The sequence below is a fragment of the Nitrosomonas ureae genome, assembly GCF_900206265.1.
Taxonomy (GTDB): Bacteria; Pseudomonadota; Gammaproteobacteria; order Burkholderiales; family Nitrosomonadaceae; genus Nitrosomonas; species Nitrosomonas ureae_C.
On sequence record NZ_LT907782.1, the window covers coordinates 906,163 to 919,099 of the forward strand.

14 protein-coding genes and 1 tRNA gene are annotated in these 12,937 nt (G+C 40.6%); 5 read left to right on the plus strand and 10 right to left on the minus strand.

Annotated elements, in window-relative coordinates; all coding sequences use genetic code 11:
• Positions 1 to 3 precede the first annotated feature (3 nt).
• From lptB to lptC, 3 genes are read right to left on the minus strand one after another with little or no spacing between them, the layout of a single operon-like run.
• Complete coding sequence (gene lptB, locus CPG39_RS04085; protein ID WP_013647968.1) at positions 4 to 726, minus strand: LPS export ABC transporter ATP-binding protein; 723 nt, start codon at positions 724 to 726, stop codon at positions 4 to 6.
• Between the two features lie 42 nt (positions 727 to 768).
• Positions 769 to 1,299: a lipopolysaccharide transport periplasmic protein LptA gene (lptA, locus tag CPG39_RS04090; protein ID WP_096292180.1), complete on the minus strand. Its 531-nt coding sequence runs from the start codon at positions 1,297 to 1,299 to the stop codon at positions 769 to 771.
• 11 nt (positions 1,300 to 1,310) lie between these two features.
• Entirely contained in the window at positions 1,311 to 1,874 is a 564-nt protein-coding gene (gene lptC, locus CPG39_RS04095; protein WP_096292181.1) for an LPS export ABC transporter periplasmic protein LptC, read from the minus strand.
• A 220-nt stretch (positions 1,875 to 2,094) separates the two neighbouring features.
• Between lptC and nadA the strand changes: the two genes are divergently transcribed.
• The 5 genes from nadA (at position 2,095) to smbP (ending at position 6,901) form a co-directional block, all read left to right on the plus strand.
• Positions 2,095 to 3,198 carry a quinolinate synthase NadA gene (gene nadA, locus CPG39_RS04100; RefSeq protein ID WP_419866142.1) on the plus strand — a complete coding sequence of 368 codons (1,104 nt, stop codon included), beginning with the start codon at positions 2,095 to 2,097 and terminating at the stop codon, positions 3,196 to 3,198.
• A gap of 72 nt (positions 3,199 to 3,270) precedes the next feature.
• Positions 3,271 to 4,443, plus strand: a complete 1,173-nt coding sequence (gene clsB, locus CPG39_RS04105) for a cardiolipin synthase ClsB (protein WP_096292183.1) — start codon at positions 3,271 to 3,273, stop codon at positions 4,441 to 4,443.
• Positions 4,444 to 4,496: 53 nt separating this feature from the next.
• Positions 4,497 to 5,537: an L-threonylcarbamoyladenylate synthase gene (locus CPG39_RS04110; RefSeq protein ID WP_096292185.1), complete on the plus strand. Its 1,041-nt coding sequence runs from the start codon at positions 4,497 to 4,499 to the stop codon at positions 5,535 to 5,537.
• A gap of 14 nt (positions 5,538 to 5,551) precedes the next feature.
• Positions 5,552 to 6,322, plus strand: a complete 771-nt coding sequence (locus CPG39_RS04115) for an HAD family hydrolase (protein WP_096292186.1) — start codon at positions 5,552 to 5,554, stop codon at positions 6,320 to 6,322.
• Between the two features lie 213 nt (positions 6,323 to 6,535).
• Positions 6,536 to 6,901, plus strand: a complete 366-nt coding sequence (gene smbP / locus CPG39_RS04120; RefSeq protein WP_096292188.1) for a small metal-binding protein SmbP — start codon at positions 6,536 to 6,538, stop codon at positions 6,899 to 6,901.
• 63 nt (positions 6,902 to 6,964) lie between these two features.
• Here the strand turns inward: smbP and CPG39_RS04125 are convergent, their stop codons facing one another.
• From CPG39_RS04125 to pheT, 7 genes are all read right to left on the minus strand, one after another.
• Complete coding sequence (locus CPG39_RS04125; RefSeq protein ID WP_096292189.1) at positions 6,965 to 8,029, minus strand: peptidoglycan DD-metalloendopeptidase family protein; 1,065 nt, start codon at positions 8,027 to 8,029, stop codon at positions 6,965 to 6,967.
• An 18-nt stretch (positions 8,030 to 8,047) separates the two neighbouring features.
• On the minus strand, positions 8,048 to 8,710 hold the full coding sequence (locus CPG39_RS04130; RefSeq protein ID WP_096294251.1) for a protein-L-isoaspartate(D-aspartate) O-methyltransferase: 663 nt from the start codon (positions 8,708 to 8,710) through the stop codon (positions 8,048 to 8,050).
• A 25-nt stretch (positions 8,711 to 8,735) separates the two neighbouring features.
• Positions 8,736 to 9,500: a 5'/3'-nucleotidase SurE gene (gene surE / locus CPG39_RS04135; protein ID WP_096292191.1), complete on the minus strand. Its 765-nt coding sequence runs from the start codon at positions 9,498 to 9,500 to the stop codon at positions 8,736 to 8,738.
• Positions 9,501 to 9,594: 94 nt separating this feature from the next.
• Positions 9,595 to 9,671 (minus strand) — tRNA-Pro (locus CPG39_RS04140).
• A gap of 60 nt (positions 9,672 to 9,731) precedes the next feature.
• Positions 9,732 to 10,109 carry a MerR family transcriptional regulator gene (locus CPG39_RS04145; RefSeq protein ID WP_096292193.1) on the minus strand — a complete coding sequence of 126 codons (378 nt, stop codon included), beginning with the start codon at positions 10,107 to 10,109 and terminating at the stop codon, positions 9,732 to 9,734.
• A complete protein-coding gene (locus CPG39_RS04150) occupies positions 10,099 to 10,395 on the minus strand; it encodes an integration host factor subunit alpha (protein WP_096292195.1) in 297 nt (98 codons plus the stop codon). The genes CPG39_RS04145 and CPG39_RS04150 overlap by 11 nt, the downstream gene beginning before the upstream one ends.
• A 148-nt stretch (positions 10,396 to 10,543) precedes the next feature.
• A complete protein-coding gene (pheT, locus tag CPG39_RS04155) occupies positions 10,544 to 12,916 on the minus strand; it encodes a phenylalanine--tRNA ligase subunit beta (RefSeq protein ID WP_096292197.1) in 2,373 nt (790 codons plus the stop codon).
• Positions 12,917 to 12,937: the final 21 nt, after the last annotated feature.

Here is a 12,937-nt window from a genome sequence, read left to right on the forward strand (position 1 = left end):
TTCTTATAATCGGAAATGCTCTCCCAAATAAACTTCTCTGACCTTTTCATTATCTATGATTTCTTCCGATCGACCTTTTGCCAGCACATGCCCTTCACTAATGATATAAGCCCGATCGCAAATCCCTAATGTTTCTCGGACATTATGATCGGTAATCAGCACACCGATTTTTCGCTCCTTAAGAAAGGCTATCACTTTCTGGATATCCAGAACCGCAATGGGATCAACCCCCGCAAAAGGCTCATCGAGCAAAATAAAACGAGGTTGCGATGCCAAAGCACGAGCTATCTCAACCCGGCGACGCTCACCTCCCGATAAACTAATAGCAGGATTATTACGCAGATGACTGATATGCAAATCGTGTAATAAGTCATCTAAATGCCGTTGTTTTGCATCTTCATCCAGGCTTTGCAACTCTAATACAGCAAGAATATTCTCTTCAACCGTCAAGCGCCGGAAAATAGATGCCTCCTGTGGCAAATAACTTAATCCAAGCTTTGCCCGCTGATGAATCTGCAACAGGCTTAAATCCTGATCATCCAAATAGATTCCACCGCCATCAAGAGGCAATAGGCCAACAATCATATAAAAACAGGTTGTTTTTCCAGCACCATTAGGCCCCAGTAATCCAATCACCTCACCGCTACTGAGTGAAAAGGAAACATCCTCTACAACCGTACGCGACTTATATCGTTTCTTTAAATTATTTGCCTTTAACTCACTCATATCATGCAATTACATCCATTGCTAACTGGACAGCTCATTAAATTACTCAGGTTTATTTTTTGGTTGAATGGTTATCCGCACCCGTTTATCCGGCCCAGTTTCAACCCCTCGTTCTTTACTGCCAATCACCTGAAAAAACTCGTTATTCATGTTATAGGAAATATAATCGCCCAGCACTTCATCTTCACCGCGTATTAGCCGCGCTTGACGAAATAGTTCAATTTTCTCTGTTTTACTATCGTATTCAGCCCGCTCACTCCAACCCTCTACATATTCATTCATCCGATCGCGTTTCTGACGGAAGCTGACAAGATTCCCTGTGGCGGTTGCATGTCGAAATCCTTGCGAATCTTCTTTCATAATTACTTTATCGGCATTAATACGTAATGTTCCCTGCGTCAGGATTACATTTCCGATAAAAATACTGATCCGTGTCCCCTCTTTACGATTCACATCTTCTATAGTTGCGCGATCCGCTTCCAAATGAATGGGCTGCTCACGGTCAGCTCGTTCAGCCCAAGCAGCAGAAACAGAGCATACACTCCAGAAAAACACAATTATCAGTTGCTTCATAATTTGATCAATTAGTTATTAACAGCACTTACTTTCGACAGCAGTTGTATCTTTCCAATGCGATTGTTGAACTCCAAACCAGTCGCATGAATTACAGTATTCAACTTTGTAATAGTCACCGCCCGATCTGTTTTTACCAAATTTTCATCCGGAATGAGGTATAAAAAATCAGTACTCAACGTTATTTTATTTTTGTCATCATCAACACCTCTCATTGCTGATACATTTCCTGTTAAATAAATATCTGCCCCTTTATTTTTTATTTCAGCGTGATCAGCATGCAAACGCATAAGAGGGTTTCCCGGATCAATACTAATAAAATTTGTTTGCTCCAATTGAGTAACTTTTTCCTCCAGATAATGACGCAGTTTTTGCGCTGAAAATTCACGTTGAATGCCTTGATTATGATCCACTCGAATACCGGACAAATCTTCTACAATATAGTCTGGATTAAAGTAAGCATTATCATTTTTATTTTTCTCAGGCGGCCTGGTTAATACATCCAACCAAAATGTCAGCAAAATCAGGATAACGAAAAAAATTAAGGGTGAGCTAATATAGGGATGCTTACTCATTCAAAATTACTCGCGCTTAGTTCCACACTTCCGGATTTGGATTATCTCTATTATTAATTTTAATAACATACTCTTGCAGGATTATATCAGAACGCTAATTCTCGTTTAATGTATTGGCTCTAGAAACTTTTACGCTAGAAGCCCTCTAATTTGATCGATGGATTCATATATTCAAATAGAATGCTGTACATTATTTAATAAATCTTTAGGAAAATACCCCATGACAATGCCCAAAAAAGTTTTTGAATTTGAGCAATATGATCAATTACAGGATGAAATATGTGCACAGCGCATTATCGCAGCCAAAAAGAATCTGGGGCAGCGTGTCGTGATCCTGGCTCACCACTATCAGCGTGCGGATGTATACCGGCATGCGGATCTGACGGGCGACTCCTTAAAACTTTCTTTTCTGGCCGCTCAGACCGATGCTGATTATCTAGTATTTTGCGGAGTTCATTTTATGGCTGAAGTTGCGGATATACTGTCTAGCCCAGAACAAATCGCAATTTTACCCGACTTGGCGGCCGGCTGCTCAATGGCAGATATGGCCAATCTCTCGAATGTCGAGCGGGCATGGCGGGAAATCTCGGAAATCATGAATCCTGATGAAACGATTACCCCCGTCACCTATATCAATTCTTCCGCCGATCTAAAAGCCTTTTGCGGTGAACACAATGGTATCGTTTGCACATCCAGCAACGCCAGTAAAGTATTGCAATGGTCTTTCAAACAGCGAGAAAAGGTGCTGTTCTTTCCTGATCAGCATCTGGGTCGCTGGAGTGGACACCAGCTAGGCATTCCGTTAGAAGAAATGTTCGTGTGGAATTTTGATGAACCTATGGGGGGATTAACACCAGAACAAATTAATAAAGCAAAGATTTTTTTGTGGAAGGGCCATTGTTCCGTTCATCAGATGTTTCAACCACAGCATATTATCCGTTTTCGTAATCAATACCCCGACGGCATTGTCATTTCGCATCCGGAATGTAATTATGAAGTTTGCAAAGCTTCGGATTATGTCGGCTCAACCGAGTATATTATTAAAACCATCGCTGCAGCAAAAAGTGGAACGCGCTGGCTGGTTGGTACCGAATTAAATCTGGTCAGCCGGATTACAGAAGAATTCAAATCCCAAGGTAAAATCGTTCAATTTATGTCACCCATGGTGTGTATGTGCTCAACCATGGCACGTATTGATCCGCAACATCTGGCCTGGACGTTGGAGAATCTGGTCAATGGCAATATCGTGAATCAAATCAAAGTACCTTTGGAAGAAGCAAAGCAAGCAAGATTAGCATTGGATAGAATGTTGAAGATTTCATAATCGAACGTCCCATTTTCGGCACTATAAAACTGGAGACCTGATGGTTGCATCCACAATGAAGCTTATTCATCAATGAAAGATATTGATTTTGTTGAAGGCAACCTTATTACTCTTGTGCATAATGGTGAGGAATATTTTCCTGAACTAGAAGCCGCAATAGAAAAGGCGCAATTTGAAATACATATTGAAACATATATTTTGGAATACGATACCGTTGGCAAAAAGATCATCGCCGCCTTAAAATACGCGGCACAACGTGGCGTATCCGTGCATCTGTTATTCGATGGATTTGGCTCACAAAATTTCCCCACGGCAGAAATAAGCCTTATGCTGCAAGCCGGTATTAAAGTACTCATATTCCGCCCAGAATTTATATTCTCAATGCCACGTCGTTACCGTCTGCGCCGAATGCACCGCAAATTGACACTTATCGACGCCCAAATCGCTTATATCGGCGGGATAAACATCATAGATGATCAGGACAATCCCGAGAAACTAACACCACGCTTCGATTATGCTGTTGTTGTTAAAGGCCCGCTATTGATTCAGATCCATAAGGCTGTGAAGCATTTATGGATGTTAGTCGCATGGGTACACTTCAAAAAACGCTGGATCACTCCCAACACTATAAAACCGGCAAACAATTCTTGCGGAAATCAGAAAGCTGCTTTTGTTATCCGCGATAATTGGCACCATCGCCATGACATTGAACACGCTTATCTGGAAGGCATTAATCAAGCAAAGAATGAAATTATTATTGCCAACGCTTATTTCCTGCCTGGAAAAAAATTCAGTAATGCGTTGAAAAATGCTGCTCAACGAGGTGTCAATGTCGAACTTTTACTGCAAGGTAGAATTGAATACCCTCTGCAACATCATGCCACTCAGGCGTTATATGAGAATCTATTGCAAGCCGGCATAAAAATTTATGAATATAATCGCAGCTATTTACACGCCAAAGTAGCCGTTATTGATCAATATTGGTCAACAGTGGGTTCATCCAATATTGATCCATTTAGTTTACTTCTTGCACGCGAGGCCAATGTTTTCATTGCAGATCATCGGTTTGCCAATGAACTGAGAACCAGCCTAAAAACCGCAATTTCACAAGAATCCACCCTAGTCGCATCAACCGACAAAAACTTTTTTTCCAAATGGAATTATGCAATAAATTGGTTATGTTTCTATATCGTACGCTTGTTGCAAGGTATGCTAGGTTATGATCGGCATGACAGTAAACTATAATCCCTTATCAATCACATCGGGTCTCAGTTGTATATAACAATCAAATCACACGGATGAAACCTACACAGTACGCATTCACACAATCCGACTTATCTTCAGTACAACGGGATCAAATTACTGCAGCCGCTCAAATTTTGCGCACTGGGGGTACAGTAGCTTTTCCGACTGAAACTGTATATGGACTTGGCGCCGACGTGACGAATCCAATCGCCATAGACAAGATTTACAAAATAAAGCAACGTCCTACCCATCATCCGCTAATCGTTCATATTGGCAATATTTCCCATCTGCACTATTGGACAAAAGCTATACCGGACTCAGCATGGAAATTAGCTCATCACTTCTGGCCCGGACCTTTAACATTAATTCTACCACGCAGCAATCGGATTCCTGATAATGTGACTGGCGGGCAAGACACCGTTGGGATCAGATTCCCAGCGCATTCCGTAGCATTGACTTTACTACATGCTTTAGGACCGGAAAAGGCCTTGGCTGCACCGTCTGCTAACCGGTTCGGACGCATCAGTCCAACCTTGGCAGCGCATGTGCATCACGAATTAGGCAGCACTGTTGATATGATTCTCGATGGCGGAGCCTGTGATGTAGGCTTGGAAAGCACTATTGTCAGTTTTCACGATGAAATACCGCAAATACTGCGGCCTGGCAGTATTACGTTGTCAGAACTTGAAGCAGCCTTAAATAGCCCCGTTATTCTTGCACATCATATCAATAATCAGTTAATCCAGACTTCTGGATCATTACCGGCGCATTATGCCCCCACAACACCATTAAGGGTGTATTCGGATACACAAATATGGCAGCATGCTTTTATACTGGCTGAAAAAAATTTGCGCGTCCTGGTCATCACCTGGTCGAATATTGATAAACCAAAATTCTCAAATCAACTTATCGAGCAATTCTCCATGCCTGAAGACCCGGTCGCTTATGGTCAACAACTTTATGCAAAATTACGCCAGTTTGATCAAGCAGAATTTGATTATATGCTGATAGAATCACCTCCTGATCATCCCAACTGGTTAGCCATAGCGGATCGTCTGCAGCGTGCCAGTTACCATTTACCTGACAACAACTGAAATTAATCAAGAAAATGAAAAATCAAAAAAAGTTGCAAGCCGTACTGTTTGACGTTGATGGCACGCTTGCCGATACCGAACAAGATGGTCATCGCATTGCTTTCAATGCCGCATTTCAACAATTTAATCTCGATTGGAATTGGGATATTGATCTTTATGGCAAGCTATTAGAAATTACTGGCGGAAAAGAACGAATTCGCTATTTCATGGAAAATTTTGCCCCTACCGAGCTCAACAAAAACGATCTGACGAATTGGATTGCCAGTCTGCACAAAGCTAAAACCAAATACTTTGAATCACTGATGGAGGCTGGCAATATTCCATTGCGCCCCGGTGTTGCACGATTAATTCAAGAATTACGGCAGAAAAAAATAAAATTTGCAATCGCAACCACAACAACTATGGAAAATGTCACTTCTCTGCTTAAATCCACATTAGGCGAAGAATCAATTGACTGGTTTGACGTGATTGGCGCCGGCGACATTGTTCCATCGAAAAAACCGGCACCCGATATATATCATTGGGTTCTCAATCAGCTTGATTTGCCCGCACAACAGTGTATCGCAATAGAAGACTCAGAAAATGGGCTGAAATCAGCACGAGCCGCACTTCTCCCGACGCTGATCACTGTAAGCGGCTACACCAACCAACAAAGCTTTGATGGGGCTGTTGCAGTTTTGTCTGATCTGGGTGAACCCTCAAAGCCATTGACTCAAATACAAGGCGTAACAATTATTCAAGGATGGGTAGATTATGAAATACTCAATAATTTAATTAATCATTGAATTGCGATCACTATTACTCAATCTATTTTATATAAATAACGGATTTAATCTTTTTAATCCATATAAAAATATGAATCTTCCAATATGAATCTTCCATATATTGAAGGATGTTATAAAAAGTCTGATCGTATGCCATGAACACTCATGGGATTATAGTATAAACATATAGAGTATATGAGATACTTTATTATCAATTAATATTGAGGTAACGTCATGGAATCCAGGCAATCAAGAATCATTATCGTAACCATGATGAGCACATTAACGTTTCTTTTTAGCTCCTCAGAAGTCACCGCCTCAAATGCTAGCCGCCATACAACTGAAGCTATAAAACACGCTGAAACTGCACGCATACACGGTAAATCAGGACACACCAAAACCCTATTAGAATATGCACAGGAAAGTCTTACTCATGCAAAAGCTGCAGAAAATGAATTGACAACATCACATCAACGCATAACGGAGTCTATCCAACATTTGGAACAAGCAATCGCCCTGGCTAATCAGGATGATTCTGAAGCAGCGACAAAGCACATCACACAAGCTCTGGAGCATATGCGACTTCCGATTTCAGAATGAGACTGCAGACAAAGTAAAAAAATGATGATTTCCAGCCATTCGCTGATCTGCTCATTCCTTTAATTAGGACTGATTGGGTAAATATTCCAATGGATCAACCGGTTTACCATGTTTACGTATCTCAAAATGCAACTGGGTCATATCGGTATCAGTATTTCCCATTTCCGCAATTTTCTGCCCTTTTGCTACAGCCTCGCCTTCTTTAACGAGTAGTCTGCTATTATGTGCATAGGCACTGAGAAATGTATTGTTATGCTTGATAATGATCAGATTCCCATAACCACGAAGTCCATGCCCACTGTAGACAACTTCACCTGCAGCCGATGCAAATATTGGTTGCCCAGCTTGACCTGATATCTTTACACCCTTCGAATTATTGGAAAAAGAGGATAGTAATTTTCCTGTTGTAGGCCAGATCCATTCAGCAATCGAATGACTCGTTGGTATATCCGATTTTGATGTTTCGGGTTGAGGAGCCGTTTCAATTTTGGTATTTGCCATCACAGGAGGGGCAACTGGGAGGGGTTGCGCTGCAGATGGCGAGGTATGATTTTCCGGATATTGTAATCGCGCCACATTTTGTTCTGAGAAAGGCAATTTAAGGGCCTTTGGGCTCGTTTTTAGTCTACCTGCATTAACGTTATTATTTGCTGCGGAAGTTGCAAAATCGGAAGAATCTACACCCGGTTCGATAGCTGTAGTTATCGGTTGCTGGGGTAATGCAAACAATATAGGCTGTGAATCACTTATCGGTATAGACAAGCTAATTTTTTGCCCTGGCTTAATGGAATTTGGGTCAGTAATCTCATTCCATTCCACCAATTTTTTGTAATCAACATTGTTTTTAAGCGCAATTCCGTATAGGGTATCCCCTTGCTGCACGATATAAAACTGAGGATGATCCAGATTGTTGGACTCGATCGGCCTAGCTGACGCTGCAGAATCGGTTTTCACACGATCAACCACCGGCACAGGCGGTTGTGTCGTGCTGCATCCCAATAAAAAAAGATAGATAATCAGCAGCAAATAAAAATTACAGGTATATGATTCTGATTTTCTTGTCATAAAAATAAATAACTTAACGATACAATTACAACTATCAGTATTGATCATTGCAACATTTGTCATTTTGTGTTCCCCGAGTTACTATTTTTTTACAACCCCTCCGAGCAAGGGGACAAAATTCACCTCTTCAAGAACAGTCTCATTATACCCTTGAGAATTGCGCTCAATAACACACAAATTCTGCTTCTGAGTTCCTTTGGGAAAAATCATTCTGCCACCGACGACTATTTGTTCCAACAATGAAACAGGAACATGTGTAGTCACCGCTGTCATGATAATACCATCAAACGGTCCGGCCTCTGAAAGTCCAAGTAAGCCATCTGCATGTTTTAAATAAATATTTCTAATTTGTAATTCCTGCAATCGAATTCTAGTTCGCGTTAATAATGGTCCTATGCGTTCTATTGAATAAACTTTCTGTGCAATCTTTGCTAGTACAGCTGTCTGATATCCACAACCAGTTCCAATTTCCAGTACTTTATCTAAGTGTTTATTTACACGTAATAATTCACTCATTCGTGCAACAATCCATGGACTTGATATAGTTTGTCCATAATTTATGGGCAAAGCAACATCTTCATAAGCTCTACTCGCAAGCGCTTCTTCAACAAAAATATGACGAGGAATTGTACTCATCGCTGATAAAACCACTTCATCAACAATCCCTTGTGTACGTAAGCGCTCAATCATGCGCATACGCGTCCGCTGAGAGGTCATACCAATTCCAGAATGACTCACTTTCACCAATCCATACTCACAAAAATTTATATCACCTCAACATACCAGGTGCCTGATTATCAAGCCACCTTGCTATGAGATCCAATTGATCATATCGGGTTAAATCAATCTGCAGTGGAGTTACTGAGACCCGATCATTCTGGGTTGCATAAAAATCTGTACCTTTACCCGCATCCTGTGCAGGACCTGCAGCGCCAACCCAGTACATAACTTCTCCACGAGGGCTTTGTGATTTGATCACTGGTTCAGCTTTATGGCGTCGCCCCAGTCGAGTAACTTCGATCCCCTTAAGTTGGTGATACTCGATATCCGGCACATTAATATTTAACAGAACCGGGCTCTTGATTTCATTTTCTCTGAAGTGACTTACCATATCAGCTGCAACACATGCAGCCGTCAAGTAGTTTCCACGAGACGCATTAACCAAGGAAACGGCTATTGAAGGGATGCCCAGTAAAAAACCTTCTGTAGCGGCGGCAACAGTACCAGAATAGATTGTGTCGTCACCCATGTTAGCGCCTTGATTTATGCCGGATATAATCATATCCGGCATTACATCAAGCATACCTGTGACTGCCAAATGAACACAATCCGTTGGTGTTCCATTGACATAATAAAAACCATTATGAGATTTCTGCAAGTTGAGCGGGCGATCCAATGTTAATGAATTACTGGATCCACTCCGATCTCTTTCAGGAGCAACTACTATGATTTCTGCCATTTTCGAAAGAAAATCGGCAAGACAAGCAAGGCCGGGCGCAAAATAGCCATCATCATTACTGAGCAATATGCGCATTTTTATAAGCTACTGATTATAAATTTATCGAAAGAAATATGTTCCGGTGCATTAAATATTGCATCAATCATATTTACAAACATACTTAACCACATGGTCGGGGCGAGAGGATTCGAACCTCCGACCACTTGCACCCCATGCAAGTACGCTACCAGGCTGCGCTACGCCCCGAGTGCATAATTATAGCAAACAAAACACTCAAACTTTTGAAGCTATCACTGAAATACTATTTCATGAAAGCAAATGTGACCTTATACTATTAATCTCACACCGGATATAACCTAAATCCATCTTTGGAAAAAACAGATTAATATTGTCTTTATCAGATGTATTTGATTCTGTAATATGTTCCAATTGATTCCGTGCACCGTTGATTGTAAAGCCTTGCACGTACAGTAACTCTCTAATGCGCCGTATCAATAAAATTTCTTGGCGTTGGTAATAACGACGATTTCCACGACGTTTAACTGGTTTTAATTGTAAAAATTCGTGTTCCCAATAGCGCAACACATGCGGTTTGACATCACACAGTATCCCTACCTCCCCAATTGTAAAATAGCGCTTAGCAGGGATTGGCAACAATGTGTTATTTGTTTTTTTACTTTCCATGATAATTTTTTTCGACCAAGGCTTTTAACTTCTGACTAGCATGAAATGTCACTACACGACGTGCAGTAATCGGAATTTCTTCACCTGTTTTTGGGTTTCTACCGGGACGTTGCGGTTTCGAGCGCAGCTGAAAATTGCCAAAACCGGACAATTTAACACCTTCTCCATTTTGTAAGGCAGTACGCACTTCCTCATAGAAAGACTCAACCATGTCTTTCGCTTCACGTTTAATTAGTCCGACATTCTCAAATAATAGATCAGCTAATTCAGCTTTTGTTAATGCCATGCTTCACTCCTTTTAGTTATAATTCTGTGTAATATTAACTTAATACAGAGGCGATTCAGTAATTAGTAGCGTCCTTAGAAATACAGATTAATGCGCTATCAAGATTATTAATCTACGAAGAAAATTCAAGTACGAATCTTAACAAGCATCAATTACGCAATTCGGCGCCAAACTGATTTTTCAATATTGATATTAGACTTGTTACTGTAGATTCTACTTGCTCATCCGTCAGTGTTTTCTCAGTATCTTGCAACAATACACGGAATGCAAGACTTTTTTTGTTACTTTCCATACCGTTACCGCGATAAATATCAAATAATGATATATCCGATATAATTGTTGATTTCACTGCCTGCATACTGGATAGTAATGAATATGCACTAATATCATTATCAACAATAATTGCAATATCTCGTCTTACAGGTGGAAATTTAGAAATTTCCTTAATAAGCGGCAGAGGTCTTGGCTTCAAACTGTGTAAATTAAGCTCAAACAATATCGTATTTTTTTGCAAACTGTATTTCGTCTGCCAACGTGGGTGCAATTCACCAATCCATCCAATAATTCGATCTTCGAAGTAAATTTCTGCCGACTTTCCAGGGTGTAATGCTGGATGAGAAAATCTTTTAAACTCAACTGATTTACCCCGGCACAGAACCTCCACATCGGCTTTAACATCATAGAAATCCACATTTCTTGCTGCTATTCCCCATTGTTCAGATGAAAAATCTCCATAGCTAAGTCCAGAAATTTTTTCTATTTGCTTACAATCACTCACATTCTCGCGTAAAAAACAACAGCCAACTTCAAACAAACGCACCCTAACTTGCTTACGATTTAAATTAAACTGTAAATTGGCAATGAGCCCACCTATCAACGTACTGCGCATTACATTCATCTGATTTGAAATCGGATTCAGCAACGTGATTGGCTTATGATTATCTACTAAATCAGCTTCCCAACCAGCATCTACGAAAGAATAATTAATAACTTCTTGATAATCAAGATTTATTAATGTTTGTTTAATTTCAGTTGTGGTATGTTGTGTTTCAAGTGCCGGTACCATCGCCATACTGGCATACGGATAATAAGTGGGAATGTGATCATAGCCATAAATGCGCGCCAATTCCTCAACAAAATCTTCTTCTATCATTAAATCAAAACGATAAGTGGGCGGTATCACACTAAAACATTTATCTTTTTCAGAGAATTTAAATCCTAATCGCCTAAAATAATTACCGATTTGCTCCCTATTGAGATCAATACCCAATATCCGTTTTATTCGTTCCATACGCACATCAACTGAAGATCGCTGAGGTAATTCATTCTTTATTTCGATTACCGTGCCTGTTTGACCACCACAGATGCTATGAATTAGATATGAAGCACGTTCAAGTGCGTTTCTTGTAGTTGCAAAGTCTACCCCACGTTCAAAACGATAAGCTGAATCTGAACTAAAGCCTAGATGAAACGATTTACCACTGATTACAGTCGGATTAAAGAATGCACTTTCTAAGAAAATATCCGTGGTGCCATACGTCACACCACTCTCCAAACCACCCATGATGCCGGCTAGTGCAAGTGGTTTATGCTCATCCGTTATTAAAAGCATTTCTGGAGTCAAGTCTACTTGATCACCATTCAATAATTGAATTTTCTCATGCGAGAACGCATAACGCACTTGAATGGATCCACCCGTTATCTTAGTCAGATCAAAGGCATGCATGGGCTGACCTATTTCGAGCATCACATAATTCGTAATATCAACGACTGGATTAATTGATCGTATACCACTACGTTCTAATCTCTGCGTCAACCATAGTGGCGTTGACACATTGAGATTAATATTCCGCAATAATCGGCCACAATATAGCGGACATGCATCGGGAGCAGTCACATAAACATTAAGCGCATCATCAATTTCGTCAGAAACATTTTCTATCGCAAACGGGAGCTGGATATCAGTATCTGTTATGGCTGAAACCTCACGGGCTACACCTTGTACGCTCAGGCAATCAGCTCGGTTAGGAGTCAAACTCAATGTAAAAACTCTATCCTCCAGTTGATAATAACTGCGAAAATCCATACCGACCGGAGCATCATTAGGAAGTAATAACAAACCATCCGCCACTTCACTAATACCTAATTCTTTTCCTGAACATAGCATTCCGGAAGAATCTATACCTCGCAATTTCGTCTTCTTAATCATAAGATTAGGTAAATTTGCCCCGATCAATGCACAGGGTACTCTTACTCCTGCACTTACATTAGGTGCACCACAGACTATCTGCAATAGATCATTATCAGATTTTCCTGTTTTAACATTACAAACGTATAGCCTATCTGCCGTAGGATGCCTCTCAACCGAAACAACTTCTGCCACGATCACATTATCAAAATCGGACGCTACGGGCTCTATACTTTCAACTTCAATCCCAGCCATCGTGAGTGCATGCGCAAGCTGATCACCAGAGCAAGCAGGGTTAACAAAACTTCGCAACCAGATTTCAGAAAATTTCATGAAAATTCACAACTACCACAG